Here is a 25,067-nt window from a genome sequence, read left to right as displayed (position 1 = left end):
GCATGCACGGGAAATGCAGCGGCTCCGGCCCTCCACCTCGGCCAGGAGAAGCCGTTCCGGACCTCGGGCGCGCCTCACCCGCTCCCCCGGCCAGGACCTCGCCCGGCCACAAGACATGTGATGACTTTTCCGCGCGCGACGGTACCCAACCCGCCGTCCGGCACGGTTGCCGCTCGCCCGCCGGACGGCCGCCGACTACGGGCGCGTCCCCTGCCGCCGGTGCCCCGAGGACCGTTCAGTCCCCGGCCCGTATCAGCCCGCTCTCGTAGGCGAAGATCACCGCATGGACACGGTCGCGGAGACCGAGCTTGGTCAGGACGCGGCCGAGGTGGGTCTTCACGGTCGTCTCCCCGACGAAGAGGCGGTCGGCGATCTCGCCGTTGGCCAGTCCCCGGGCGACCAGGGCGAGGACGTCCCGTTCCCGCTCGGTGAGCACCGCCAGGCGGCCGCGCTGGGTCGGCGCCGACGCGGGGGCCTGCCTGACGAAGCGTTCGACCAGGCGCCGCGTGAGCGAGGGAGCCACCATCACGTCGCCCCGCAGGACCGCGCGGACGGTCACCAGGATCTCCTCCGCGGGGGCGTCCTTGACCAGGAAGCCGTTCGCGCCCGCGCGCAGGGCCGCGTAGGCGTACTCGTCGAGGTCGAAGGTGGTGACGACGAGGATCCTCGGCGCATGAGGCTGCGCGCAGAGGTGCCGGGTGGCGGCGAGCCCGTCCGTGCCCGGCATGCGCACGTCCATCAGGACGAGGTCGGGCTCGAGGTCGGCCACGCCCCTGATCGCCGCCTCGCCGTCGGCGGCCTCGCCGACCACGGTGAGATCGGGCTGGCTGTCGACGACCATGCGCAGTCCCATCCGGATCAGTTCCTGGTCGTCGCAGATCAGCACCCGGGACGTGGACACGGCGGAAGCGGCGGACCGGTTCGGGGTGGGGGCCGGGCCGCTCACGGGGCCACCCGGGCCGCACCGGGCGCGACGGGGACCAGGGTGGCGGTGACTCGGTAGCCGCCGTCGGACGTGGGTCCGGCATCGACGTTCCCGCCGTACAGGGCGGCGCGCTCGCGCATGCCGGCGAGCCCGTGACCATGGGAGAGCTTTCGGACGGGGTGCTCCGGAGCGGTGCCCGCTCCCGCTCCGGCCGAGTTCTCGACAAGGACGCGGACCAGCCGCCCGGGCCCCTCGGTACCGGTGTCGACCCGGACGTCGATCGTGGCGTTCGCCGGCGCGTGCTTGACGACGTTGGTCAGCGCCTCCTGCACGATGCGGTACGTGTGCACGGTGAGATCGGCCGGAAGGCCGCCCGGCTCTCCGCTGAGGTCCAGCCGGGCGCGCGTCCCGCTGGTGTCGAGGCGTCCGACGAGCCGCCGCAGATCGCCCGAGAGGGATTCCCCGGCCCCATACCCACCGGGACCGGGACCGGGGCCAGGGCCGGGGTCAGGTCCGGGGCCGTCGGCCGATCCGTCCGTGCCGGGGGCGCGCAGCACGTCCAGCAACCGGCGCAGTTCTTCCAGGGCGTCGCGGCCGGTCGCGCTGATGACGCCGAGGGTGCGGTCGACGACGGTGGGGTCGGCGTGCCGCATCAGCCTGCCGCCCTCCGCGTTCAGCACCATGACGCTCACGCTGTGCGCGAGGACGTCGTGGATCTCGCGGGCGATGCGGGCCCGCTCCTCGGCGACGGCCACCCGGGCCAGCGCGAGGCGTTCCGACTCGGCGAGCGCGACCCGTCGCTCGACCTCGGCGTCATGGGCGCGCCGGGCACGGACGTACTCGCCGAACACCCAGGCCCCGGCCAGCAGGAGGCCCACCGCGAGCGGGGTGAGCCAGGCGCCGCGGGCGCCCGGGCCCCCGTAGTCCCGCTGCCAGGCGGGAATCCACAGCGCGACGCAGCCGGCGGCGCAGAGCACCGTCGCGGCGGCCGCCCCGCGCAGGCCGCGCACCGTGAGCGTGGCCAGGACCGCGGCCAGGGCGACGGCGCCGCGCCCCGGTTCCTGCCCCCACACGTGGCCGAGGTACTGCGCCCAGAACCCGGCCGCCACCAGGGCCGCGACGAGGACCGGCCGGCGGCGGCGCCACAGCAGGGGCAGCACCAGGGCGGCGTAGAGGGCCGCCTGCACCCATACCGGTCGCCAGCCGGGCTGCGGACGGATCACCGGGGGCACGGCGACCAGCACGATCAGCAGCAGGTCCGCCAGCCACGGATGTCCGCGCCGCAGACGGGGCAGGGTCTCGATCAGCCGTTGCACCGCCTCAACGTTACGACCGGGGGCCGTTCCCCGGCGTCGTCCTTGTGGGCGTCACGGGGTCCTCCCGCAGTCGTACGGACACCGGCCGGGGATACGACGTGCGGCCACCCCGGGCGCTTTCAGCATGGCCGCCATGTCGATCACCACCGAGTTCCTCCGACGCCCCCTCATGACCGGTGCCGTGGCGGCCAGTTCACGGCGGCTGGCGTACGAGATGACCGAGGGCATCGGCCTTGAGCAGGCCCGGACAGTCGCCGAACTGGGCCCGGGGACCGGGGTGTTCACCGACGCGATCCTCGCCCGGCTCGCTCCCGGGGCACGGCTCGTCGCCGTCGAGCTCAACCCGGTCCTCGCCGCCCGGCTGGCGGCCGCCCGGCGCGACACCCGGCTGACCGTGGTCCAGGGCTCCGCCGCCGACCTGGCCGCCGCGGTGGGCGAACCGGTCGACGCGGTGGTCTCCGGGCTGCCGTGGACGGTCATGCCGCGGGACCGGCGCGGGCACATCCTGGACGCCGTGGCCGAAGCCCTCGCGCCCGGAGGCCGGTTCACCACGTTCGCCTACCTGCACGCGGCCCGGACCCCGCCCGCCCGCGATCTCACCTCCGAACTGGCCCGCCGCTTCGACCGGTTGGAACGCTCGCGGACGGTCTGGGCGAACCTCCCGCCCGCCTTCGTCCACCGCGCCACCCGGAGGCCGTGACCTCCGGCGGGCCCGCGAGAACGCAGGCCCCCCACACACACGACCGAACAGCCACAGCTTCCGGCCCCGCGCCCCCAGGAGCTGTTGTCATGCAACCCGCCCCCACACTCCTTGACCCTCATCTCCCTGGGCCGGGTGGTCGCCACCGAGTCCGCCGCCATCGCCGCCGCCGACGGCTACGGGCGCTGACCACGGCGTACGGGCGAAAGCACGCGTCAGTCGTTGCGCAGACCGACCGCGAGCGTCAGTTCGAGGACCCGGTGCGGCGATGCGAGGTCCGGAAACAGCTCCCGCAGCTGCGACATCCGGTACCGGACGGTCTGCGGATGGACGAACAGCGCCGCCGCCACCTCCTCCCGCCTGCCCTGGTGGAGCAGCCACGCCCGCAGGGTCTCCTCCAGCCGCCGTGCGGTCGCTTCGGGCAGGGTCCGCAGCGGCGCGAGAGCGCGGGCGCGCAGGTCCGCGAACGCGTCCACGTCGGCGCTCAGGACCAGTTCGGGCAGGTGGGCCTCGGTGTCGCGTATCTCGTAGGAGAGGGAACGCGCGCGGACGGCCCGTGCGTACGAGGCGGACGCCCGGGTCCAGGGCCGGGCCGGGCCGACCACGGCCGCGCGGTCGGTCAGCAGCCTCAGCAGATGCGGTCGGTCGGCGTCGGGGACGAGCAGCGCGCCGGTGGCGTCCGGCAGATCGTCGAGGACGAGGGTGCTCGGGTCCAGCACGCGGTACGCGGGCCGGGCCTGGGCCGCGGGCAGCAGGACCACGGTCAGCGACACCGGAGGCTGCCACCCGGCCCGTTGGGCGGCGGCCAGCAGCACGTCCGGGTTCGCGCCCGCGAGCAGGTCCCGGGCCAGGTGTTCCAGGTGACGCTCATGAGCCCGGCCCCGGGCGGCCAGTTCGTCGGCGTGGCCCGCGGCGCTCGCGGCGGACAGCTCGTCGATGTAGGCGAAGGTCAGCTCGGCGAACTTGGCGACCTCCGCGGCCGGCAGGCCGGCGGGTACGGCGCCCGCCGCCAGGCACCGCCAGGCCACGCGGGCCCCGACGCGGTAGGCGCTGAGCAGGGCGTCCATCGAACGGCCGTCGCGCACCTCGCCGCGGCCCAGCTCGTAGGCCGCGTCGCCGCCGTCGCCGCCCGTGGCGTTCCCGCTCGCGAGGTCCAGGTAGTGTCCCAGGGCGGTGCGGACGGCTCGGCGGATCGTGCCGCCCATGCTGCCCGACAGGGCGTTGGCGTAGGGCGGGACCTCGTCGATGATCGCCTGGACCACCTCGTCCGCGGTCGACTTCAGCGTGGTCCGAAGTGCGGTGACGGTCGTCTCATCGAGGGCCAGTTCGGTGGCCTTCCGGATTGCATGGCTCATCTTTTGTTCCCTGTGAACAATTCCGCCGACCAGATTTACGTCCTTCGGACAGGACTTTACGCCCTGAGGCGCATCAAGCTGGAGTCATGACGAGTGCAGCCCTCCGCAGTGGGGCAAGGAAACTGCTGGAGATGGTCACGACGCCACTGCTGCCGTCCGACTACCTCGACCTGATCAGCCCGCTGCGGGCGGGCGCGGATCTGCGGGGCCGGATCGAGGCCGTGCACCCCGAGACGGGTGACGCCGCGACCATCGTGATCAGGCCGGGGCGGGGCTGGCGCGGCCACACGGCCGGTCAGTACGTACGGATCGGCATCGACGTCGACGGGGTGCGCCTGTGGCGCGCCTACTCCATCACCTCGCCGACGAACCGGCGAGACGGCCGCGTCACGATCACCGTGAAGGCGATCCCGGACGGCAAGGTCAGCAACCACCTGGTGCGCAGGGCGAGACCGGGCACGCTGATCCAGCTCGACCAGGCCACCGGTGACTTCGTGCTGCCGCGGGCCAGACCGGCCAAGGTGCTCTACCTCACGGCCGGCAGCGGCATCACGCCCGTGATGGGCATGCTGCGCGACACCGAGTTCGACGACGTCGTCATGGTCCACTGCGCTCCCCAGCCGCGCGACGTGATCTTCCGCGACGAACTGCACGACCTGGTCGCGGCCGAGAAGCTGCGTCTCACCGAAGTGCACACCGACACCGACGGGATGCTCGACATCGCCCGTCTCGGCGAACTCGTGCCCGACTGGACCGAGCGCGAGACCTGGGCCTGCGGGCCCGCGGGCCTGCTCGACGCCGCCGAGAAGCACTGGAGCGAGCACGGCGTCCCGGACCGCCTGCACACCGAACGCTTCCGCCCCGGCATCGTCGTCGCCCCCGAGGGCGGCGGTGGCGACGTCACGTTCAGCACGACCGGCACGACCGTCGAGGCGGACGGCGCGACGCCGCTGCTGGACGTCGGCGAGGCGGCCGGCGTGCTCATGCCCTCCGGGTGCCGTATGGGCATCTGCTTCGGCTGCGTCACGCCGCTCAAGGCGGGCGCCGTCCGTGACCTGCGCACCGGCGAGATCACCGAGGCCGAGCCGGGCGTCCTCATCCAGACCTGCGTGTCCGCCGCGGCGGGCCCCTGCGACATCGAACGGTAGGACCACCTTGACCGCTATCGACCCCACCGCCCACCTGACCGCCGAGCAGATCGAGGAGCTCGGCCGCGAGCTGGACGCGATCCGCGACGAGGTGATCGCCTCCCGCGGCGAGAAGGACGCGGCCTACATCCGCAAGGTCATCTCGGCGCAGCGCAAGCTCGAGCTGGTCAGCAGGGGCGTGCTGCTGTTCTCGATCTTCCCGCCCGCCTGGCTGATCGGCACCGCCGGTCTGTCCGTGGCGAAGATCATGGACAACATGGAGATCGGCCACAACGTCCTGCACGGCCAGTGGGACTGGATGCGGGACCCGAAGATCCACTCCACGACCTGGGACTGGGACCACGTCTCGCCGGCCGAGCAGTGGAAGCACTCGCACAACGAGCTGCACCACACGTACACCAACGTGATCGGCAAGGACAACGACCTCGGCTACGGCATCATGCGCGTCGACGAGGACCAGAAGTGGCACCCGATCCACCTCGGCCAGCCGCTGTGGAACTTCATCAACGCCTGCTTCTTCGAGTACGGCATCGCCGCCTACGACCTCGAGCTCGGCAAGAACCTGAACAAGCGCCGCCGCAAGGACCCGGAGTTCCGCGCGCGGGCCAGGGCCGTGGGCCGCAAGATCCGCAAGCAGGTCCTCAAGGACTACGTGATCCACCCCGCGCTGTCGGGCCCCTCGTTCCTCACCACGCTCGCCGCCACGTTCACCGCGAACCTGGTCCGCAACATCTGGTCCCACTCGGTGATCATGTGCGGGCACTTCCCCGAGGGCGTGCAGGTCTTCGAGCGCCGGTCGATCAAGGGCGAGACGCGCGGCCAGTGGTACCTGCGCCAGATGATGGGCTCGGCGAACATCAGCGGCAGCAAGGCCATGCACTTCATGACCGGCAACCTCTCCCACCAGATTGAGCACCACCTCTTCCCGGACCTGCCGAGCAACCGGTACGCCGAGGTCGCGGTGAAGGTGCGCGCGCTGTTCGAGAAGTACGAGCTGGAGTACGTCACCGGGCCGCTGCCCAAGCAGGTGCTCTCCGCCTGGAGCAAGGTCTTCCGGCTCTCCCTGCCGAACAAGAAGCCCCAGGTCAAGGCGCCGGAGCGCGAGAAGGAGCTCGTCGCCGCCTGATCCCCGGTGCGGGATTCGGATCTCGCGGCCGGTGCCGGCGGGATCCGTTGCGGAATGCGGTACGCGGTGGGCGAGCGCGGGCCTTCGAGTCCCGCCTCGGCCCCGTGCCCCGGTGGCGCGTCGCCCCGGCCCTGTGTCGTGGTGGCGCGTCGGCCTGTGCCGTCGTGGCGCATCCGGTGCGGGCGGCAGCCGCCGGAGCAGGGACCCTCAGCCGTGCTCCCTCTCGTCGGCTCGGGCCGCCCGCGCGTAGTCGCACAGCATCGCCTCGAACTCGTCGGCCGCGATGCCGCAGTCCTCGAACTGCCCGTGGAGGTCGACGAGCCTGACGAGGTCCGGACCGACGCGCTCCGCCTGCGCCGAGGCGGTCCCCAGGGTGAACCCGGCGCCGTGGCGCTGCGAGTCGGCACGCCAGGCCGCCAGGTACGTCTGCGCGGCCCCGGCCGAGGCGATGCCCAGGAGCAGGGTCTCCACCGCCCGCCGGAGGTTCTCGCCCGCCGAGGGCTCCCTGGAAGGGACCCAGTCGTCGTCCTCGTCCAGGGAGAACGTCCACACAGCCCCGCCGACGGTCCTGGTCATGTGCCTCCCCTGTCCGATCCGCACAACGGCTTCCATGATCGCATCGCCGCCACGACGCGCCGTCGGCACGTTGTGGCGGCGGACCCGCGGGGTAGCGTCCTCGACATGGACATTCGTACGACCGTTGAGCGGGCTCAACGAATCAAGCAGCTGCACGCCGACCACAAGCCGCTGGTCCTGCCGACCGTCTGGGACGTCTGGTCCGCGCGGACGGCCGTCGGCGCCGGATTCCCCGCGCTCACCATCGGCAGCCATCCGCTCGCCGACTCCCGTGGCGCCGCCGACCACGAGGGGCAGACCTTCGAGGAGGTGCTGGCCGCCGTCAGGCCCATCATCGCGGCGGTCGACGTTCCCGTCTCCGTGGACCTGGAGGCGGGCTACGGGCAGAAACCCGCGGACCTCATCGCCGGGCTCACCGAAGCGGGCGGTGTCGGCCTCAACATCGAGGACACCGTCCACTCGGAGGGCGGACGTGTGCGCACCACCGAGGAACACGCGAACTACATCGCCGGTCTGCGCGCAGCGGCCGACGACGCCGGCATCCCGGTCTGGATCAACGGGCGCACCGACCTCTTCCTCCACGCGGAGGATGCCTCCGCCGTCCTCGACGAGGCGATCGGGCGCCTGCACGCCCTGGAGCAGGCCGGCGCCGACAGTGTCTACCCGGTGGGCATCCAGGACGCCGACGCGCTGCTGACCGCGGTCACCGACGCCGTCGGCGTTCCGGTGAACTCCACGGCGCATCCCGTCAAGCACGACCTCGAGCGCTTCCGCCGCCTCGGCGTCGGCCGGATCACCTACGGCCCGCTGCTGCAGATCGCCCTGACCGACGCGATGAAGGACATGCTCGGGCCGTGGGCGCCCTGACCGGCTGACGGACCGATCGGCCGCCTGACCGCCGTCCGGCCGCCTGGCCGCCTGGCCGACCCGCCCGCGAGGTGCGGTGAAGCGCGGGGGCCGGACGACGACGGGACCGTGAGCCCTCGCACGACGCGGCTCACGGTCCTCGTGCTTCGCGGGCCGGCGACGCGGGTGGTCACCTGTGGGCGGCGCGGTTCATCTCGACGACGTCCTCCAGGGTGGGATCGGCGCCGAGGGCGGCGAAGCGCTCGCCCATGCTCTCGCGTACGGCCGCGTCCTTGGCGCGGTCGGCGGCGGCCAGGGCCGCCGGGAGCTCGTCCAGGGTCAGCTCGGTGCAGTAGGCGGGGCCCATGGGCTGCTGACGCCAGGAGTCGGCCAGCGTTCCTGCGTCGTAGGGGTCGAATCCGGTGTCGTCCACCAGAGTCATGGCCACACGCTTCGCTTCCTCGGAGTCGCCCGCGACGGGGATGGCGAGGCGTCCGGGCGTCCCGGCCGGAACGCCCTTCGTGCGCTGGGTCTCGGCCAGGGCGGCGTTCCACGCCTTGACGACGGGGCGACCGAGGAGCTCGGAGATGTACACGCTCTCCACGGCGCCGCCCTCCACTGCCTCGATCCGGCCACTGAGGTGCGGGTAGTAGTTGGAGGTGTCGATGACCACCGTCTCGGCAGGGACGGAGGCGAACAGCTCGGCCAGCTGTCCCGCCACGCCGAAGGGGACGGCCAGGATGACGGCGTCCCTGTCGTGGACGGCGTCGTCGAGCGCGACGGCGCGGGCGCCGGCCTCCAGCGCCGCGGGCGGGACGGCCTCGGGTCCGCGCGCTGCGGCCACCTGGACGTCGTGACCGGCCGCACCGAGCGTGCGGGCGAGGTTGGCGCCGATCGAGCCCGCGCCGACGACTGAGATCTTCATGATGTGTCCTTCTGGAAGACGCACCGCCCCAGGGCGGCGCGATGTGATCGCCGTGGGAGCGTCGGACGACGCGCAGGGTGGCCTTCGGGAGTCCGGTGGTCTCCGGTCGTTCCCGCGCCTTTGCCGGTCGGGGCCTACGCCTCGGCGTGCTGCTCGCGGTAGCCGACGGCGATGAGCGCGCGGACGCGGTCCAGCGACTCCTCCTCCGCGGCGCCGGCGCCCTTGAGCCAGGCGACGGAGATCGCCGCGAGGAACAGGTCGTACCCCTTCACCGACTTGCGCACGCACCCCGCCAGTTGAGCGGCGCGCACGTACTGCTCGGTGGCGGAGATGACGGTGTCGCAGGGAAGGGTGAGCGGGTTGTCCGGATCCTGCGCCCGGGCGGCGGCCATGAGCGGCTCGGGCAGTCCGCTGAACGCGCTGAAGTACTCCTCCAGCGCGCGCAGCCACTGTTCCAGCGCCTTGTCGGCGTCACCGAGCCGCGCGATCTGCGCCTGACGTGCCACCAGCTCTTCGGAGCGCGTCTGGAGCACGGCCGCCAGCAGCGCTTCCCGGGTGGGGAAGTGCCGGTACAAGGTGCCGGGACCGACACCCGCCTCCTTGGCCACCGCCTCCAGCGACGTGCCGACCCCGTACTTCAGGAAGTGACGTTGCGCCGCTTCCATGAGGGCGGCACGGTTGCGCTGGACATCCGCGCGGGGCCTGCGCCCCTGCTGTCCTCCGGCGCTCATGGGCCCTCCTGGCGCACACGATCCCTGATCCGACGAAACGGAGGCCACCTCCGCATTGAGTCGAGAGTAAAACGGAGGCACCATCCGGTCAAGCCCGCGCCACCACGGGCGGGACGACCGAGGACGGCAGGACGGGGATCCCCATCAGGCGGCGGTGAAAGCCTCCTCGGGGGCTTCGTCGAGGACGAAGCCGTTGTCGAGCCGGACGCGGACCGTGACGCGGAGCATCCGTCGCTGATGGGCGGCCCAATGGTCCTCCAAGGCCTCCACCTGCTCCTCCAACTGCCCTCTGCTCGCCGGCGGCATCTGATGGCCGAAGTCGTCGAGGAGCGACTTGAGGCGCAGGTACTCGCGGACCTCGCGGCTCTGCTGCCGGTGGTGCTCGTCCACGCGCTCGACCACGCCTTCCACCCCCGCCGCCAAGGCCACCGAGGCGACGAAGGCGCCGGCCTCCTCGGGGAGTTCGGCGGCCGGGGTCGCCGAGCCGGCCAGCCGGAGGTCCGCCGCCAGCCGTACCCGCTGGCCCACGTTCAGCATCATCGGTCCTTCGCATTCCTCGTCGGTACGGTCCGGTGGGCACGGCGTCGCCAGGCCCACCGGAGAGGAGAGGATCATCGCACCCTCGCCACCGGACCCGGCACGATCGGAATCCCGTCGCCCGCAGGGATTACTTGGCTAGCCACACAATCGGTGCTACTTTTATGTGGCTGGCCACAGAAGTGGTCGGCGGGACACCTCACCCGAGGAGATCACCGTGATGAAGGCCATCGTCTTCGACGCGTTCGGCGGCACCGACGTTCTGCACGAGACGGAGATCGACGTTCCCGAGCCCGGCTTCGGCCAGGTCCGGGTGCGCGTACAGGCCGTCGGCGTCAACCCGGTGGACGGCAAGATCCGCTCCGGCGTCATGGAGGCCATCTTCCCCACCACGCTGCCCGCCGTCCCCGGCGGGGAGATCGCCGGGGTGGTGGACGCCGTCGGCGAAGGCGTCGAGCACCTGGCCGTCGGCGACGAGGTCCTGGGCTGGTCGGAGACCGGCTCCTATGCCCAGTACGCCCTGGCGTCCGCGGCCGTCCTCGCGCCCAAGCCGGCAGGCCTCGACTGGGCACACGCCGCCGCCCTGCCCGTGGCGAGCGACGGCGCCGAACGCGTGCTGGACCTGCTCGGCGTCGCCTCGGGCGACACACTGCTGATCCACGGAGCGTCCGGCGCGCTCGGCACCATCGCCGTCCAGCTCGCCGTCGCACGCGGCGCCCGCGTCATCGGCACGGCCGGAGCGGCCAACCAGGAGTACGTCACCTCGCTCGGCGCGACCGCGCTGGTCTACGGGGACAACCTGGTCCAGCGCGTCCGCGAGCTCGCCCCCGACGGGGTGGACGCCGTCTTCGACGCCGCGGGAAAGGGCGCGCTGGAGGACTCGATCACCCTGCGCGGCGGCACCGACCGGATCGTCACGACCGCCGACTTCCGCGCCCGCGAGCTCGGCGTCGTCTTCGCGGAGGGCCCGCAGCGCCGCTCCGCAGCCCGCCTGGCCGAGCTGGCCCGGGAGGCCGCCGACGGCACACTGGTGACCACGATCAGCGCCGCCTATCCGCTGGCCGATGCCGCCAAGGCGCAGGAGGCGAGCGACGCCGGCCACAACCGCGGCAAGATCGTGCTCACCGTCGACTGACCGGTCACCGTCGATTCTTCAGGCCAGGGAGCGAACCATGTCCGACACCTCCGCATCGGAACTGCCGTACGCGGCACGCGACGGGCGTCTGAGCTACGCCATCTTCCAGCTCGCGCGCGCCCACCGCGCCCACGCCGCCGCGATGCTGCGCGCCCTGAACCTGCACCCGGGACAGGAACTGCTGCTGATGCAGCTCTTCGACCGCGACGGCCAGACGCAGGGCGAGCTGCTGGAGCGGGTGGGCCTCGACCACTCCACCGTCTCCAAGTCGCTGCGCCGCATGCAGGAAGCCGGGCTGCTCACCCGGGAGCCCGCCCCCCACGACCGGCGGGTCATGGTGGTGAGCCTCACCGATGCCGGACGCGCCCTGCAGGAGCCGATCGCCGACATGTGGCGCGCCCTGGAGCAGATCTCCGTGCGCGATCTGACCCCCGACCAGGTCGACGCGTTCACCGAGTGCGCGCGCACCATCGAGAAGTCGGTCAGGGGCCACGGCCGGGAGACACCCGCCGGGTAAGGCGGAGCCGTCCGCACTCCTCGCCCACGCGGTCGAGGCGGCAGAGCGTGCCGCCTCGCTCAGGACACCGGCTCGGGAACTTCACCGGGCCTGACCTGCACGATCTCCACACAGGTGCAGCCCACGGCTTTCAGCTCGGTGCGCCGGTGCTTCGCGGACCGCTTGTCGTACCTGCCGGCGGACGCCTGCGGAGTGCCGTCCGGGTCGGTCCACAGGAGACCGTAGTGCTGTGTCGCGCTCGTCATGGAGATCATCACTGCCCCGCCACCGGCAGCGGTAAGCACGCGACGACCCGTCCCGCGGCCGCCCTCGCGGCGAAGGCCTCTGCGAGGCCTTAAGGACCGCGCAGCAGGACCACCGTCCACCCGCGATCCGCGCGGGACGACCTGCCGGTGCTGATCGACCGCGCGGGCGGCGCGGTCGGCGGCGACGCAGTCCAACTGGCCGGAGCACACCGGCGTACACATGATCGCCACGGCCGGGCCGCGCTGCGGGGCACGCGTCGGGAAGGCGGGCGTCGACGAGGCGTCCGGCCACGGACTGCCGGAGCCGCCCGCGCCGGACGACGTCGTGCTCGACCTCGCGCCGGTCGACCCGAGGCAACGGACCGCACTGACCTCCGTCGCCTTCTCTCCCCCGCAGCTCACCGCTGGACGACCGGTCCGCCACGGCGATCGCGTCGCGCCTCCCCCTTGCCCCTGACCGCTCACCCGACGAATGTGACCAGCAGAAAGCGAAGCCCCATGACTCTTTGGACCCCCGTCGCCGTCGGCGCCATGGAACTGCCGCACCGGCTCGCCATGGCGCCCATGACCCGCGACCGTTCCCTGCCCGACGGCACACCCGGCGAACTCAACGTCGAGTACTACCGGCAGCGGGCCTCGATGGCCCTGATCATCACCGAGGGCGCCCAGCCCTCGGACGACGGCCAGGGCTACCTGCTGACCCCGGGCATCTACACCGACGCCCACATGGCCGGCTGGCGCAGGGTCACCGACGCCGTGCACGCCGAGGGCGGCCGCATCGTCGTCCAGCTCATGCACACCGGCCGCATCTCCCACCCGGACAACACCCCGCACCACCGCACGCCCGTCGCCCCGTCGGCCGTCCGGCCCCGTGGCGTCATGTTCACCGCCCGCGGCCCCCAGGAGATGCCCGTTCCGCGGGCCCTCACCGCCGACGAGATCACCGGCGTCGTCGACGAGTTCCGCCACGCGGCGGCCGCGGCCGTCGCCGCCGGGTTCGACGGCGTCGAGCTCCACGGCGCCAACGGCTACCTCCTCCACCAGTTCCTCTCGGCCCACGCCAACCACCGCACCGACCGGTACGGCGGTCCCGTCGCCCACCGCATCCGCTTCGTCGCCGAGGTGACGTCCGCGGTCGCCTCCGAGATCGGCGCCGACCGGACCGGTCTGCGCCTGTCCCCCGGCAACCCCTACAACGACATCACCGAGCACGACACCCACGACGTCTACCCGGCGCTGCTCGACGCCGTCGCCCCGCTCGACCTCGCCTACCTGCACGTCATCCAGGGGCCCGACGAGGAACTGCTCCAGCGGATGCGCCGGCAGTGGTCCGGCGCGCTGCTCGTCAACCGCGCCGGCAGCCCGCTCGACACCCGCTTCGCCGATCTCGACTCCGGTCTGGCCGACGTCGTCACGGTCGGCGCCTCCGCCCTGGCCAACCCCGACCTGCCCCACCGCATCCGCACGGGCGCGCCGCTCAACGCACCCGACCCGGCCACCTTCTACGGCGGCGACCACCGCGGCTACACCGACTACCCGGCCCTCACCGCCACCGCCGCGAGCTGACGGGTCGAAGCAGCACGGCCTTTGCATCCCCGCCGACCGGCCGGATGCCGGTGTCGCCGTCGTCGACCACCGCGACCGCCCGGACGCGGTGAGGCGGGCCGAGGCCCGCCTCACCGGGGAGGCGGTCAGCCGGCCCAGCGGGAGTCGAGGGCGATGGCCTGAAGGCGGTCGAGCGAGAGCGGGGGCTGCGGTCGCGTCACCGGGCCGCTCTCGGCGTAGGAGTTCACTTCCTGGACGATGACCCGGCGACCGTCGGGGTGAAGGGTGTCGACCAGCCACACGACGGCGGAGCCGCCCTTCTCCGACGCCCGCTTGGCCCGCTTCACCTGGGTGCCGTCGGCCAGCGTGAGGGCCTGGCACTCGATGTACGTGCCCTCGCAGCCCATGTGCCCTTCGAGGACGTCGCCCATGTCGTCCTGGGCGTTGACCCCGATCATGCTCTTTCCGCGGCCGTCGTCCCAGACCAGCGCGGCGTAGCCCTCCTGGCTCTGCTGGTCGTAGATCTTCCCGCCCTTGGGCAGCAGGGACTTCAGCACGCGGATCATCTGCCGGCCCGACAGCGACGCGTCGGAGTCCGAGACCGCGATGGACGGGGACGAGATCCTGGCCGCGGCTCCGGCGGTCCGGGGTGCGGCGGCCGAGGCCTGGGCCGCCGCGCCGAGCCCGAGAGCAAGGACCAGGCCGGCGGCGAGGGCCGCGCTGCGGACCGGGCGACGGCGTGCGGGAGTGCTGCTGTTCATGCGGTGACTTCCTTCTCTGGATACGAAGAACGCGAACATGGGTGTTTCCTGCGTCACCGGACGGCGCTCGGGGCGCCGCGTCGGACACGGCCCGGGCACACAGGTGTCCCGGAGAACAGGCGCAGGGAGGTCGTTCCGTCGTGCGGCCCGGCGGTCGTGCCGCCTCGGCCGGTGCGACGTCCACAGACTCCAGGACGGCGGGGACCCCCGCCAACGGTTGCCGCCCCAGCCGGGACGGCGAGTCCGTCCCACCCCTGTCGAGCTGCGGAAACAGGTGTCCCTGGGATGGCGTTCCGGGACGCGTGGACCGCGCGCGCGGGGTCGGCCGGTCAATGGGACGCGGCCGGCCCCGCTCGTCAGCGGCCCGTAGTGGCGCTGTCGCCGGCAGGGGTCAGAGGGACCCAGCCGGCGGGTCTGCGGTACCTGTAGTGAGGCAGCCCCTCGATGCCGGTGGTCCGGAACGGCCGGCCGTGGTCGTCGATGCGCACCGTGCCGCTGCGGCCCTGCGAGGCCCAGTCGAGTTCGAGGTACCAGTCGCAGGCGCAGGACTCGGTGTCCGCGAGGACCAGCAGAACCTCCGGTTCCCGGGAGGAGACGCGGTAGGGGAAGTCGACCGCGAAACTCGGTGAGTCCGGGCGGCCGGCCGGCATGACACGGGGCAGGGGCCTGCGCGCGTCCAGGTGCACGGAGAAGTAGCGGGGCTGAAGTGTGGCTCCGCAGCCGTCGGCCATGGAATAGGCGATGTCCCCTGGCCGTCCGGCAGGGTCGGCCCGCCGCACCACGCGCACATGCAGCGCCTCCAGGAGGACGGCGGCGGAGCCACGCCCCTGCACCGTGATCCGCACCTGGGTGTCGCGCCCGTGCACGGCGCCCTGGGAAGCGGCCCACTGCTCGGCGTCGGCCGGGTGGGGCGGCGGCGGGACCTGCTGCGGCGGCCGGGCGATGACGTAGTCGTGGTCGCACCCGAGTTCTCCCCAGAGGTGGGAGTCGACGGTCCAGGTGAGCGGGGACGACGGCGGCGTCGTACGGACACTCGTCCCGCTCTCCCGCGTTCCGCCGGCGCTGTGCGTGGCCGACGCGGAGGGTTCGGGCGCGGTGGTGCGGGGGGAGGCCGACGGCGGGACGGCATCGGCGGTGGCCCGGCTCTCCTGCCCGCCGGCCTCGCTGCCGCCGCCGCGAGTGACCGGCGTGGACGTGCCCGGCGGGGCGGTGCGGGTGGCAGCCGACGGCTCGGTCCTGTCGGGCGGAAGGTCGGCGGCGGATGCCGTGAGGGCGCCCGGGGCGAGGGCGAGCAGGACTGCCAGTGCCACAGCTCGCCGCCGCCGAGGCCGATGGCGGGGGTGCCCGGAGCGCGAGCTCGCGTCGCTCGACGCGGCGCGCCCCGGGTGGGGGGCCGGGGCACTCGGGACGGTCGTCCCCGGGTGCGGGGTGGGCGACGGCACCGGTGGCGGTGCAGCGGCCCCGTCCGCGGGACCGCCGGGGCCGGAGGACGCCGTCGTCGCCGCGGGGTCCGTGACGCCGCAGGGCGTCGGCGCCCGCCGGGCACGGGACGGCCGGGTGCGTTGCCGTGCCGCGACGGCGAGGATCCACCGGCGGTGCAGCTCGGTGCGTTCCTCCGGAGTGGCCCGGCAGAGCGCGGCGAACCGCGCGATCCCGGCGAAGTCCGGGGGGACCGCTTCTCCGGTGCAGTAACGGTGCACCGTGGAAGCAGTCATGCCCAGACGGCCGGCCAGCGCCGCGTAACTGTGGTTCGTGCGCTTCTTCAGACGCGTCAGCAGGAGCGCGAACTCCACTACGTCGTCCGGGTGTGCATCCATGAAGTCCGTACCCGCATCCGTCCGTCGGCCGCCGCAGCCCTGCGCCGTCCCGGTCCGGGACGGCGTCGACGGCACTCCCCCTGTCTGCACGTCAGTACGGCTGAGGCGGTTCCTGACCCTCGGTCGGCCCAGCGGATCCGTCAGTCGGCCGGATAGAACTGCGCGTACCAGCGGCGCAGGGCCTTGATGCCCTTCTCGTGGGGAAGCAGGACGGGGCGCGCCTGGTGGACCTTGTGGTCCCAGATCCCGACCTCCTCGCGCACCTCGCCCAGCGCCTCCTTGCGGAAGACGAGCTTGGCCAGGGGCGTCAGGAACGGCAGCCGGGCCGGTTTGCGGATGTAGTACAGCATCCGCAGTTCGCTGGTGCGGTCGTCGACGGGCGTGCTGAGGGCGATGGCGGTCACCGACAGGACGGGGCCGTGGGTGCGCACCACCATGACTCCGGGCCCGTACATGAACGCGTCGAAGGTGTTGTCGATGACCCGGCCGAGGACGCGGCGGGAGATCCGGCCGCGGGCTTCGGCGAACGGGCCGTCGGACCGCCAGTCCTGGACGGGGGGTTCGCTCTGGCCGTGGATGAAGTGGAAGTGGGACTCGTCGACGATGTTCTCGCGCATCTCCTGGATGTGGATGCGGGCCCGGCAGGTGTCGTCGATCGGCGCGGCGAACTCCTTCGCGCCCGTCTCGGGGATCTCCGGCACCTCCCACGACGGCTCGCCGGGCCCGGCGTACACGAAGACCAGCCCGCTGTGCTCGCGGACGGGGAAGCCGCCGAGGGAGACCTTGGGGGTGTGCACCGCGAAGGGGGCCTCCACGCACCGGCCGTCCGGGCCGAACCGCCACCCGTGGAACGGACACTCCACCGTGCCGTCCACGACCTTCCCGCCCGCGCCCAGGTGCGCGCCGTAGTGCGGGCAGTGCGCGTCCCGTACGGCTGCCCGGCCGTCGGCTCCCCGGAAGGCGACGAGCGCCCGGCCGAAGTAGTGCAGGCTGACCACCTTGCCCGGCCGCAGTTCACGGCTGCGCAGCACCGCGTACCAGCCGTACGGCACGCTCGGCATCGGGTACTCGTCGGCCCGGGGATCGCGCGGCAGGGCGGCCAGGTTGTCATGACTGCGACGTAAAGGCATGGGCAGATGCTAGCCGCCGCCCGATCATGCCCGTTCGGCAAGCGCGCCCGTCGTGCCGTCACAGGGCGCCGGCTCCCCGCGTCCGGCTTCCGGGACGTCACCGGCGGCCGGTGGAAGGCCTCTTGAACGCCATCCAGGGTGTCTTTTCAGCCGATCGTCCCCGGCGCGACGTCGCGCGTGCGTGCCGGGCCGTCCCACCCCTATGCTTCTACAGCAATGTAGAAGCGGTGGGAGGCGAAGTCGGGCACGTGCCGCTCACGCTCTGCCGACTCCCACGGGTCAACGCGCCGACGGCAGGCATCGTTCCCCGGGGTGCGGCGTCGCGCCCGGCCCGGCACCGCAAGTGACACGCACGTAAAGGAGTGAACGCCCCCATGGTGTTCAAACGGCTGCTCGGCTCGCTCGGTGTGGGCGGGCCCACGGTGGACACGGTCCTCGACCCCGGCGCCGCCCTTCCCGGCGGCGCCCTGTCGGGGCAGGTCCATCTCCGGGGCGGCAACGCCGACTTCGACATCGACCACATCACTGTCGAACTCGTCGCCCGCGTCGAGGCGGAGCACGAGGACGGTGAGAGCGAGGGCGGCGTCGTCTTCGAGAGGTTCACCGTCGGCGGCGGCTTCCGCCTGGGCGAGGGAGAGCACCGCAGCGTCCCGTTCCGCGTCGGCCTGCCGTGGGAGAGTCCGGTCACCGAACTGTACGGGCAGCCGCTGGGCATCGTGCTCGGCGTCCGCACCGAGCTGGCGGTCGCCGGGGCCAAGGACAAGGGCGACCTGGACCCGCTCGCGATCGGTCCGCTGCCCGTCCAGGAGGCGATCCTGGAGGCTCTGGGGCAACTCGGGTTCGGGTTCAGGTCCGCCGACCTGGAACTCGGCCACATCGGGGGCACCGGCCAGCAACTGCCCTTCTACCAGGAGATCGAGCTCACCCCCGCGCCGCAGTACGCGCACCGGCTCAACGAGCTGGAGCTCACCTTCCTCGCCGGCCCGGCCGGCCTCGAGGTCGTGCTGGAAGCCGACAAGCGCGCCGGCCTGTTCACGTCCGGCCATGACGCGCTCACCCGCTTCACCGTCCCCCACGACGCCACCGAGGACTGGAACACGCTGGTCGACGGCTGGATCCGGCAGCTGGTGGAACACCGCGGCTCCTATGCCACCCACGCCCCCGACGGGCACGGGGACCCGTACGCGGGCCACGGCCACGGGCACGGCGGCCACCACGGCCACGACGACCACCACGGCTCGCACCACCGCTCCGGGCCGGGCATGGGCACCGCCGTCGCCGCCGGCGCCGCGGGCCTGGCGGTCGGCGTCGTCGGCGGCATGGTCGCGGCCGAAGTCGTCGACGAGGTCGGCGACTTCTTCGAAGACGAGGACGAGGGTGAGGGTGAGGACTAGGAGACGGGGAGCGCGTTGAAGGGGTGACCCGCTCGGACGCGCCGGAGCGGGCCGTGCCGCAGGGGCACGGCCCGCTCCGCGTGCGACGGGCCTGGGGGCCAGCCGGCTCTCAGGGCACCTTGTTCAGGTTGTCGTCAGCGCACCTTGTTCAGCTTGTCGAGGGCCTTGGCGAGACCGTTGGCCCACAGCTGGTTCACGCGCGACCGCTCGGTGGCGTTCGGGTAGCGGTTCGTGCAGGACGTGCCGGGGCCGCCGCCGGACATCAACTCGCTGCACGGGCCGCTGTAGTGGTCGGGCAGCCCCAGCACGTGGCCGGTCTCGTGCGCAGCGACGCGGACGGAGTCGTACTGCCGGTTCTGGGCGTAGTCGAGGAAGATGTAGCCGCTGCCGTGCCCGTTGGTGGAGGCGTACGACCCCCGGGAGTCGTTGCCCTCGTAGTAGGAGAAGTCCGCGCCGCCGGACGTGGACTGGAGTTTCACGTTGCTCACGGAACTGTTCCAGACCGAGGCGGCGCTCGATATCTGAGAACGGAAGGACGGAGCCTGGGAGGCGTTGTAGTACACGGTCACCGAGCGCAGGCCGGGGTTGGCCGCCTGCTTCTTCGCGACCGACGTGAGGACGGCCTCGAAGAACGCCTTGTTGTCGGCCGCTTCCCGGGCCGAACCTGTGTAGCCGGCGCCGATGACGGCGGAGGGGACGGCGGCGGTCGTCGAGCCGGCGGAGCCGGTGCTCTGGGCGCTCGCCGGAAGCGCGCCGCCGAGCACCGCGAACGCCGCGCCGAGACCGAGGGCCAGCAGTCGTCTGGAGGTCTTCGCGGGCGTCGAGGACGTGGGGGTGGACGTCATGTGGGGGGCTCCTACTCGTTCGTGTGGGGTGGTGAACGATGGATCGACCCGAGTGTGGGACACCGATGCGGCCCGGCGGATGATGGCAACAGGCGATAGCCCACGGCTATCGGGGCGACTCGTGTTGTTTCATTCGCGTTTGAACATCTGGCGCGCTATCAGGCCAAGCCCTTACGCTCCGCGCATGGAGCTCGAGGTGAGGCACCTCCGTGTGCTGTGCGCCATCGCCGACACCGGCAGTCTGCACAAGGCCGCCCGCGAACTGGGCATGAGCCAGCCCTCGTTGAGCACACAGCTGCGCCGCATCGAGCAACTGCTGGGCGGTCTGCTCTTCACCCGTGACTGCACGGGCAGTCGCCCCACTCCTTTGGGCCACGTCGTGGTCAGCCGGGCCCGGCCCCTGGTCGCCGAGGTCTCCGCGATCGTGATCCAGGCCCGCGCCGCGGCCGCCCGCGAGGCGGGCGGTCCACGGCTGCGCATCGGCGCCACGGCCAGCCGGGCGGTCCCCGGCTGGCTCAGGCGGCTGCGCGCCCGCATGCCCTCGGTCGAACCCAGCCTGAAGATGGACGCGTCCGCGAACGCCCTGCTGCGGCAGGTGGCCGAAGGCCGACTCGACCTGGCCTTCGTGCACGAGGTCGAGGGCAGCCCGCTCCGCGTCCCGAACGGGTTGTGCCTGCGGGTCCTCGTGGAACGCGAACCCCAGTTCGTGACCATGGCCGCCGACCATCCCGCGGCCGCCCGGCACGAAGTGCGGCTCGCCGACCTCGCGCACGACCGCTGGATGGTGGACGCCACCGTCGACGGCGAATGGGACGGCGTGTACCGGGTGTTGCGCGCCGCCGGGATCGAGCCGGACGTCCTGCACGGCGACTACCTCACCGCCTACTTCCAGGCAGCCATCGGCGAGGTCGTCACCGTCAGCCAGCCGACGGCCCTCCCGCCTCGGTCCGACCTCGTCATCCGGCCCCTGCACGGTGACCCGATCGGCGTGCGGCTGATGCTCGTCGCGCGCACGGCCGACGAACTCGACGCCGGGTTCCCGTCGTTGGAGTGGGCCTACTGGGAGGCGGCCCGGCAGGCGCCCGTCTACCAGGAGTGGCTGGCGCGCCGCCCCGCCGCACGCCCCGCCCACGCCCTGCGCACCGTGGGCGCCCACTGAACGAGCCAGGTGAAGTCCGGGCCCTTCGCCCCCGTGCCCGGCTCACTCCCCCGCGCGGGCACGGCGCTGTTCGGGACGTGCGGGCGCGATGATCGTGGCCGCCGCTCCGGGCGTCGCCGGAACCTCCTCCCCGAGCACCTGGCAGCGCGCGAGGCCGTGCCGGGACCACAGGGCGGCCGTCCAGGCGCAGAGCAGCGCGTCGATGAGGTCTTCGCGATGTTTGTAGGCGGCGTCCCGCTCGGGTGACGGCTCGGTCATGAGCCGGCGGGAGACCGGGTGGGAGGCGAGGAGCAGCGGCGGGTCGGCTTCGGCCAGGCCCGCGAGACGGGCGATCAGCCCGTCGCACACCTGCGCCCGCGCCAGTCTCCAGCCCGGTTGCGGTCGGCGTCCCGGCCGCTTGTACCGGGGGCGTTCCAGGTCGTAGCCGAGTTCGACCGCGCCGACGAGGGTGGTGTACGGATAGCACTCGGACAGGACCAGTCCGTCGTCCGGCGGTCCGTGCATCCCGTCGTCGTAGGTCCAGCCCGCTTCCTCGAGCAGCTCACGCACCAGGACCCCGGCCTGGTGGCGGGAGTTCAGGTTGGTGCTGTTCGCGCTCACCTTCCATCGTCCGTACCGTCGGCCGACCTCCCGCTCGCAGGGCCGCTGACCCGTGGGGTTGTCGACGGCGAGGGGAGCGTCCACGAAGGCCGAGGCCGATCCGTCGGCGGCCGCCCGGATGATCCACTCGATCGTCTCGTCGACACCGCGGGTCCAGCCGCAGTCGATCACCGTTCCGGCCGCGTCGACGACCGCGACGCCCGTCTCGTTGGGGCGGCCCCGCGCGCCGGTCCGCCCCCAGGCCAGGTCGACGCCGATGAACCGCCGCATTCCCATGCACCGGTGGTATCACAGCGTTTCGAGAACAGCGAAGATCCAGCCAGGTCGTCCCCTGCGGGGCCGGAAAACCCGGACGCGGCGGGCGGCCGTGCCGTGTGATGATCCAACCGGTGCGCCTGGGCTGCTCGGCGCGCCGTCCGTCACGCGACCGCCCCTTGAAGGATCCGTATGAGATTCGTGCTTGCCGAACGCCCTTTACGCCTCGCGACCGTCGCCGTCGCGGCAGCCGCCGGCCTGCTGACGGCCGGCCTCGCCGCGCCCGCTCTCGCCGACGAAGTCCCGCCGCAGTCAGATCAGTTGTGGATTCACGAGCCCTACGAGCGCACGTTGCCGCTCGGCAGCGACGGGGGCCGGCCGCAGTCGCGCACCCTCGGCGTCGGCCTCTACCACGACAACGAGAACTTCACCGTGACGGACGGCAGGCTCACCGTCGACGTATCCGGCCTCACCGGGGTCGCCGAGGTCATCTGGCCCTCCACCTGCACGCCGAGCGGGGCCCGCGCGGTCTGCCACGTGCCCGTGGTCCCGACGATCGGAGGCGACTACGCGGACCAGGTGTTCCTCACCCTGCGCGCGGCGGACGGCGCCCGGGTGGGCGCCCAGGGGAAGATCACGTACGAGGCGACGGCCGCGGGCGGGCCCGGCGGCACACTCACCGCCCCGCACGAGAGCTTCGAGACCACGCTCACCGTGGGCTCCGGACCCGACCTCGCCATCGCCCCGGTCGGCGCCATCGACGACGGCCGGCCCGGCGACGAGCGGACGATCCCGTTGAAGATCGCCAACAACGGCAACGAGACCGCCGACGGTTTCAGCGTCAGGCTGCTCGCCTCGTACGGCCTGACAGATCTGACCCGGTACGACGCCTGCACCTACACCTCGACGGACGGCGACGACTACGCCCCGTCCACCACGGCGACCTGCCGGTTCGACCGGGCGCTCGCGCCGGGCGAGGTCTTCGAGCTGCCCGAGCCCCTGACGGTGCGGCTCGCCCCGCACGCGCTGAACGAGCGACTCGACATCGGCGTGGAGCCGGGCGCCGGTGCGCAGGACATCGACTCCGAGAACGACTACGCGGCTCTCCAGATCGGCGCGGACAACGCTGCGGACTTCTCCGTGTCCGGTGACGCCGTCTCCGGCGCCGCGGGCGAGACGGTCACCGCGAAGCTCACCTTCGAGAACGACGGGCCGGCGTGGTTCGGCAATCTCGGCTCCGGCGACCCGGTCGCCCAGGTCCGGCTGATCGTGCCCGAGGGGGCCCGGGTCACCGGCGTGCCGTCCGGCTGCCGCCCCCGCACCCTGGCCGGCGGCTACTACCCGAGGCAGACGGGCGCCCCCCGCTATGACTGCGGCCTGCCCTACTGGGTGCTCGAGGACACTCGGCGCACCTTCGCGTTCTCCCTGCACGTCGACACCGTGGTGCCCGGCGCGACCGGGGCCGTGAGCCTTCACCCGCCGTTCGGCGAGTTCGGCGAGCACCCCTTCGACTTCGACCCGGACCTCACGAACAACACGGCGGCTCTGACCCTCAACTGACGGTCAGCCGACCAGCGTTACCGCGGGTGCGGGGCAGCGCCTCGGGCGAGTGCCCCGCACCCGCCCCCGCTCGGGGGGGGCGCGCCAGGGCCCGCCCGGCACGTTTCCGCGGCGCTCCCGACGCGACATCGGCCCTGGCCTCACCGTGCGGGAGGAGAGCCGAGCCCGCTACTCCCCCGCGACCGCGACGACGCGTTCCACCGCGGCCGTCACCAGCTGCTCGCGCTCCGCTTCCGTGAAGACGTCCGGCAGGGTGAGCTGCTCGACGATCAGCCAGTTCAGCGTCAGCATCAGCAGTGTGACGGCCGTCGCGTCGCCGGGCAGGCCGGAGGCCTCGTGACAGGCGACGTTGGCGTCGACGTCGGCTCGGACCCGCTCGGTGAGGACGTCGCGCAGTTCCGGGCGGCGGGTGGCCTCGAGGCGGAGTTCCAGCAGCGCTAGGTAGCCGGTGCGGAAGGAGGCGACGCGGCCGACGAGCTCGCGCATCAGCTCGGCATAGGTCCTCTCGCTGGACGGCCGCATCGCCGGACCCGGCGGCGAGTTCGACTTCTTTCCGCAGGGTGACGAGCGACAGGCCGCCGCCTACACGACGTGGACGACCGCGCTGCACCCGGAGACCGTCCCCACCGCCCTCCGCGCGGCCGTCGGCGTCGCCGACGCGCCCAACCGGCGTTTCGACACCGTCGTCATGGGCCTCGGCGCCTACCGCCCCGCGCTCGACACCGGGATCACCAGCCCGTACGCCCATCTGCGCCAGTACGTCGTCTCCACCACGCTCGAGCCGGACGTCGACCCGGCGGTCACCGTCGTGCCGGGCGACCCGCTCGCCCTCGTCCGCGAGCTCAAGGACGAGACGGGCTCCGGCCTGGACGTGTGGCTGTGCGGAGGCGGCCGGCTCGCGGGCGCTCTGCTGCCCGAGATCGACGAGCTGCTGCTCAAGACGTATCCGGTCGTCGCCGGTTCCGGCATCCCGATGGTCGACGGCGCCTTCGACCCCACCGCCTTCGACGTCGCCGAGCGCACCGCCTTCCCCAACGGCGTCACCCTCACCCGCCTCACCCGCCGCTGAGGATCCTTGGCGGGGCGGCTGTCGAACGACCGGGCCGCCGGCAGGCAAGGACCGGCTCGCCCGCACCGGCCGGGCAGACCGACGCAGAGCCCCGAACACTCGGCGTGTCGCCGGATACCGGATCGTGCGCCGATGAGTTTCCCGCGCCACGCTGGTCTTCACGCCGGACACCCACCGACGGAAGGCTGGACATGCGGAAACTGATCTACGGCATGAACCTGACCCTGGACGGCTACATCGCCGCGGCCGGCGACGACATCGGCTGGAGCGGGCCGCCGAGCCCCGAGCTGTTCCAGTGGTGGCTCGAACAGGAACAGGCGAGCGCTCTGACCCTGTACGGGCGCAAGCTGTGGGAGGCGATGAGTTCCTACTGGCCGACCGGCGACCAGCAGCCCGACGCCACCCCGGCGGAGATCGAGTTCGCGCGGAACTGGCGGGACACGCCGAAGGTGGTGTTCTCCTCGACGATCGACAAGGTCGACTGGAACACCCGCCTGGTCACCGGCGACGCCGTCGCCGAGATCACCCGGCTCAAGGCCGGTGACGGCGGCCCCATGACCATCGGCGGCGCGACGCTCGCCGGGGCGGCCCTGCGCGCCGGGCTGATCGACGAGTACGTGATCGTCACCCATCCGGTCCTGGTGGGCGGCGGGACGCCGTTCTTCGCCGCGCTCGACGGCTGGGTGAACCTGGACCTCGTGGAGACACGGACGTTGCCCGGCGGCGTCGTCATGACCAGGTACGAGACGAAGCGCTGAGCGGCGGCACGCTGCCCGCTCGCACCTCACACGGAGTCACACGCCCCAGGCCCGAGTGGGCGGCCCCGCGCCTCACCCCCGCCCCCGAGCCC

25 protein-coding genes and 1 pseudogene are annotated in these 25,067 nt (G+C 72.6%); 12 read left to right on the top strand and 14 right to left on the bottom strand.

Features of this window, described 5'->3' with window-relative positions:
- Positions 1-235: 235 nt before the first annotated feature.
- Complete coding sequence (locus KMS84_RS15540; protein ID WP_256916796.1) at positions 236-901, bottom strand: response regulator; 666 nt, start codon at positions 899-901, stop codon at positions 236-238.
- 41 nt (positions 902-942) lie between these two features.
- Positions 943-2,241: a sensor histidine kinase gene (locus KMS84_RS15535; RefSeq protein ID WP_256916795.1), complete on the bottom strand. Its 1,299-nt coding sequence runs from the start codon at positions 2,239-2,241 to the stop codon at positions 943-945.
- Between the two features lie 133 nt (positions 2,242-2,374).
- On the opposite strand from KMS84_RS15535, the gene KMS84_RS15530 reads away from it, so the two are divergent.
- Positions 2,375-2,941, top strand: coding sequence for a class I SAM-dependent methyltransferase (locus tag KMS84_RS15530; protein ID WP_256916794.1), 567 nt, complete (start codon positions 2,375-2,377; stop codon positions 2,939-2,941).
- Between the two features lie 215 nt (positions 2,942-3,156).
- Here the strand turns inward: KMS84_RS15530 and KMS84_RS15525 are convergent, their stop codons facing one another.
- On the bottom strand, positions 3,157-4,296 hold the full coding sequence (locus KMS84_RS15525; RefSeq protein WP_256916793.1) for a PucR family transcriptional regulator: 1,140 nt from the start codon (positions 4,294-4,296) through the stop codon (positions 3,157-3,159).
- A gap of 86 nt (positions 4,297-4,382) precedes the next feature.
- Here KMS84_RS15525 and KMS84_RS15520 point away from each other — a divergent pair, with 86 nt between their 5' ends.
- Both KMS84_RS15520 and KMS84_RS15515 read left to right on the top strand, forming a co-directional pair.
- Positions 4,383-5,444, top strand: a complete 1,062-nt coding sequence (locus KMS84_RS15520; RefSeq protein WP_256916792.1) for a ferredoxin reductase — start codon at positions 4,383-4,385, stop codon at positions 5,442-5,444.
- Between the two features lie 7 nt (positions 5,445-5,451).
- Entirely contained in the window at positions 5,452-6,570 is a 1,119-nt protein-coding gene (locus tag KMS84_RS15515; RefSeq protein ID WP_256916791.1) for a fatty acid desaturase family protein, read from the top strand.
- Positions 6,571-6,777: 207 nt separating this feature from the next.
- Here the strand turns inward: KMS84_RS15515 and KMS84_RS15510 are convergent, their stop codons facing one another.
- A complete protein-coding gene (locus tag KMS84_RS15510) occupies positions 6,778-7,146 on the bottom strand; it encodes a hypothetical protein (protein ID WP_256916790.1) in 369 nt (122 codons plus the stop codon).
- A gap of 105 nt (positions 7,147-7,251) precedes the next feature.
- Here KMS84_RS15510 and KMS84_RS15505 point away from each other — a divergent pair, with 105 nt between their 5' ends.
- Entirely contained in the window at positions 7,252-8,013 is a 762-nt protein-coding gene (locus KMS84_RS15505) for an isocitrate lyase/PEP mutase family protein (RefSeq protein ID WP_256916789.1), read from the top strand.
- Between the two features lie 169 nt (positions 8,014-8,182).
- Here KMS84_RS15505 and KMS84_RS15500 read toward each other — a convergent pair whose 3' ends face one another.
- The 3 genes from KMS84_RS15500 to KMS84_RS15490 form a co-directional block, all read right to left on the bottom strand.
- Entirely contained in the window at positions 8,183-8,917 is a 735-nt protein-coding gene (locus tag KMS84_RS15500; RefSeq protein WP_256916788.1) for an NADPH-dependent F420 reductase, read from the bottom strand.
- Positions 8,918-9,051: 134 nt separating this feature from the next.
- On the bottom strand, positions 9,052-9,648 hold the full coding sequence (locus tag KMS84_RS15495) for a TetR/AcrR family transcriptional regulator (protein ID WP_256916787.1): 597 nt from the start codon (positions 9,646-9,648) through the stop codon (positions 9,052-9,054).
- A 144-nt stretch (positions 9,649-9,792) separates the two neighbouring features.
- A complete protein-coding gene (locus KMS84_RS15490; RefSeq protein WP_256916786.1) occupies positions 9,793-10,188 on the bottom strand; it encodes a hypothetical protein in 396 nt (131 codons plus the stop codon).
- 217 nt (positions 10,189-10,405) lie between these two features.
- Between KMS84_RS15490 and KMS84_RS15485 the strand changes: the two genes are divergently transcribed.
- Positions 10,406-11,320, top strand: a complete 915-nt coding sequence (locus KMS84_RS15485; RefSeq protein WP_256916820.1) for an NADP-dependent oxidoreductase — start codon at positions 10,406-10,408, stop codon at positions 11,318-11,320.
- 37 nt (positions 11,321-11,357) lie between these two features.
- Positions 11,358-11,837: a MarR family winged helix-turn-helix transcriptional regulator gene (locus tag KMS84_RS15480; RefSeq protein WP_256916785.1), complete on the top strand. Its 480-nt coding sequence runs from the start codon at positions 11,358-11,360 to the stop codon at positions 11,835-11,837.
- A gap of 59 nt (positions 11,838-11,896) precedes the next feature.
- On the opposite strand, the gene KMS84_RS15475 is transcribed toward KMS84_RS15480, so the two are convergent.
- Positions 11,897-12,082, bottom strand: a complete 186-nt coding sequence (locus KMS84_RS15475) for a DUF8636 domain-containing protein (protein WP_256916784.1) — start codon at positions 12,080-12,082, stop codon at positions 11,897-11,899.
- 498 nt (positions 12,083-12,580) lie between these two features.
- On the opposite strand from KMS84_RS15475, the gene KMS84_RS15470 reads away from it, so the two are divergent.
- Entirely contained in the window at positions 12,581-13,648 is a 1,068-nt protein-coding gene (locus KMS84_RS15470; RefSeq protein WP_256916783.1) for an alkene reductase, read from the top strand.
- A 125-nt stretch (positions 13,649-13,773) separates the two neighbouring features.
- On the opposite strand, the gene KMS84_RS15465 is transcribed toward KMS84_RS15470, so the two are convergent.
- From KMS84_RS15465 to KMS84_RS15455, 3 genes are all read right to left on the bottom strand, one after another.
- Complete coding sequence (locus KMS84_RS15465) at positions 13,774-14,388, bottom strand: hypothetical protein (protein WP_256916782.1); 615 nt, start codon at positions 14,386-14,388, stop codon at positions 13,774-13,776.
- A 356-nt stretch (positions 14,389-14,744) separates the two neighbouring features.
- Positions 14,745-16,205 (bottom strand): transcriptional regulator, encoded by a 1,461-nt coding sequence (locus KMS84_RS15460; protein ID WP_256916781.1) that lies wholly within the window; start codon positions 16,203-16,205, stop codon positions 14,745-14,747.
- 140 nt (positions 16,206-16,345) lie between these two features.
- On the bottom strand, positions 16,346-17,335 hold the full coding sequence (locus KMS84_RS15455; protein WP_256916780.1) for a Rieske 2Fe-2S domain-containing protein: 990 nt from the start codon (positions 17,333-17,335) through the stop codon (positions 16,346-16,348).
- Positions 17,336-17,709: 374 nt separating this feature from the next.
- On the opposite strand from KMS84_RS15455, the gene KMS84_RS15450 reads away from it, so the two are divergent.
- Complete coding sequence (locus tag KMS84_RS15450) at positions 17,710-18,729, top strand: sporulation protein (RefSeq protein ID WP_256916779.1); 1,020 nt, start codon at positions 17,710-17,712, stop codon at positions 18,727-18,729.
- A gap of 134 nt (positions 18,730-18,863) precedes the next feature.
- Here KMS84_RS15450 and snpA read toward each other — a convergent pair whose 3' ends face one another.
- Positions 18,864-19,574 carry a snapalysin gene (snpA, locus tag KMS84_RS15445; RefSeq protein ID WP_256916778.1) on the bottom strand — a complete coding sequence of 237 codons (711 nt, stop codon included), beginning with the start codon at positions 19,572-19,574 and terminating at the stop codon, positions 18,864-18,866.
- Positions 19,575-19,758: 184 nt separating this feature from the next.
- On the opposite strand from snpA, the gene KMS84_RS15440 reads away from it, so the two are divergent.
- The gene (locus tag KMS84_RS15440) at positions 19,759-20,733 is read left to right on the top strand and encodes a LysR family transcriptional regulator (RefSeq protein WP_256916777.1); all 975 of its coding nucleotides are present in this window, start codon (positions 19,759-19,761) and stop codon (positions 20,731-20,733) included.
- Positions 20,734-20,775: 42 nt separating this feature from the next.
- On the opposite strand, the gene KMS84_RS15435 is transcribed toward KMS84_RS15440, so the two are convergent.
- On the bottom strand, positions 20,776-21,609 hold the full coding sequence (locus tag KMS84_RS15435; protein ID WP_256916776.1) for a DUF429 domain-containing protein: 834 nt from the start codon (positions 21,607-21,609) through the stop codon (positions 20,776-20,778).
- Positions 21,610-21,780: 171 nt separating this feature from the next.
- Between KMS84_RS15435 and KMS84_RS15430 the strand changes: the two genes are divergently transcribed.
- Entirely contained in the window at positions 21,781-23,148 is a 1,368-nt protein-coding gene (locus tag KMS84_RS15430; RefSeq protein ID WP_256916775.1) for a COG1361 family protein, read from the top strand.
- A gap of 168 nt (positions 23,149-23,316) precedes the next feature.
- On the opposite strand, the pseudogene KMS84_RS15425 reads toward KMS84_RS15430, so the two are convergent.
- A pseudogene (locus KMS84_RS15425) lies at positions 23,317-23,649 on the bottom strand (TetR/AcrR family transcriptional regulator); the annotation flags it as partial.
- 7 nt (positions 23,650-23,656) lie between these two features.
- Here KMS84_RS15425 and KMS84_RS15420 point away from each other — a divergent pair.
- Positions 23,657-24,217 (top strand): dihydrofolate reductase family protein, encoded by a 561-nt coding sequence (locus KMS84_RS15420; protein WP_256916819.1) that lies wholly within the window; start codon positions 23,657-23,659, stop codon positions 24,215-24,217.
- Between the two features lie 191 nt (positions 24,218-24,408).
- On the top strand, positions 24,409-24,975 hold the full coding sequence (locus KMS84_RS15415) for a dihydrofolate reductase family protein (protein ID WP_256916774.1): 567 nt from the start codon (positions 24,409-24,411) through the stop codon (positions 24,973-24,975).
- Positions 24,976-25,067: the final 92 nt, after the last annotated feature.

Origin of the sequence: Streptomyces hilarionis (assembly GCF_024539675.1) — a bacterium.
GTDB lineage: Bacteria > Actinomycetota > Actinomycetes > Streptomycetales > Streptomycetaceae > Streptomyces > Streptomyces hilarionis.
This window is presented reverse-complemented; position numbering and strand designations above follow the sequence as displayed.

Bases quoted from the DNA above. Each gene is read 5' to 3' on its own strand.
- KMS84_RS15530 (WP_256916794.1), top strand. From the start codon at position 2,375: ATGTCGATCACCACCGAGTTCCTCCGACGCCCCCTCATGACCGGTGCC.
- KMS84_RS15525 (WP_256916793.1), bottom strand. From the start codon at position 4,296: ATGAGCCATGCAATCCGGAAGGCCACCGAACTGGCCCTCGATGAGACG.
- KMS84_RS15520 (WP_256916792.1), top strand. From the start codon at position 4,383: ATGACGAGTGCAGCCCTCCGCAGTGGGGCAAGGAAACTGCTGGAGATG.
- KMS84_RS15510 (WP_256916790.1), bottom strand. From the start codon at position 7,146: ATGACCAGGACCGTCGGCGGGGCTGTGTGGACGTTCTCCCTGGACGAG.
- KMS84_RS15505 (WP_256916789.1), top strand. From the start codon at position 7,252: ATGGACATTCGTACGACCGTTGAGCGGGCTCAACGAATCAAGCAGCTG.
- KMS84_RS15500 (WP_256916788.1), bottom strand. From the start codon at position 8,917: ATGAAGATCTCAGTCGTCGGCGCGGGCTCGATCGGCGCCAACCTCGCC.
- KMS84_RS15495 (WP_256916787.1), bottom strand. From the start codon at position 9,648: ATGAGCGCCGGAGGACAGCAGGGGCGCAGGCCCCGCGCGGATGTCCAG.
- KMS84_RS15490 (WP_256916786.1), bottom strand. From the start codon at position 10,188: ATGATGCTGAACGTGGGCCAGCGGGTACGGCTGGCGGCGGACCTCCGG.
- KMS84_RS15485 (WP_256916820.1), top strand. From the start codon at position 10,406: ATGAAGGCCATCGTCTTCGACGCGTTCGGCGGCACCGACGTTCTGCAC.
- KMS84_RS15480 (WP_256916785.1), top strand. From the start codon at position 11,358: ATGTCCGACACCTCCGCATCGGAACTGCCGTACGCGGCACGCGACGGG.
- KMS84_RS15475 (WP_256916784.1), bottom strand. From the start codon at position 12,082: ATGACGAGCGCGACACAGCACTACGGTCTCCTGTGGACCGACCCGGAC.
- KMS84_RS15470 (WP_256916783.1), top strand. From the start codon at position 12,581: ATGACTCTTTGGACCCCCGTCGCCGTCGGCGCCATGGAACTGCCGCAC.
- KMS84_RS15465 (WP_256916782.1), bottom strand. From the start codon at position 14,388: ATGAACAGCAGCACTCCCGCACGCCGTCGCCCGGTCCGCAGCGCGGCC.
- KMS84_RS15460 (WP_256916781.1), bottom strand. From the start codon at position 16,205: ATGGATGCACACCCGGACGACGTAGTGGAGTTCGCGCTCCTGCTGACG.
- KMS84_RS15455 (WP_256916780.1), bottom strand. From the start codon at position 17,335: ATGCCTTTACGTCGCAGTCATGACAACCTGGCCGCCCTGCCGCGCGAT.
- KMS84_RS15450 (WP_256916779.1), top strand. From the start codon at position 17,710: ATGGTGTTCAAACGGCTGCTCGGCTCGCTCGGTGTGGGCGGGCCCACG.
- snpA (WP_256916778.1), bottom strand. From the start codon at position 19,574: ATGACGTCCACCCCCACGTCCTCGACGCCCGCGAAGACCTCCAGACGA.
- KMS84_RS15440 (WP_256916777.1), top strand. From the start codon at position 19,759: ATGGAGCTCGAGGTGAGGCACCTCCGTGTGCTGTGCGCCATCGCCGAC.
- KMS84_RS15435 (WP_256916776.1), bottom strand. From the start codon at position 21,609: ATGGGAATGCGGCGGTTCATCGGCGTCGACCTGGCCTGGGGGCGGACC.
- KMS84_RS15430 (WP_256916775.1), top strand. From the start codon at position 21,781: ATGAGATTCGTGCTTGCCGAACGCCCTTTACGCCTCGCGACCGTCGCC.
- KMS84_RS15415 (WP_256916774.1), top strand. From the start codon at position 24,409: ATGCGGAAACTGATCTACGGCATGAACCTGACCCTGGACGGCTACATC.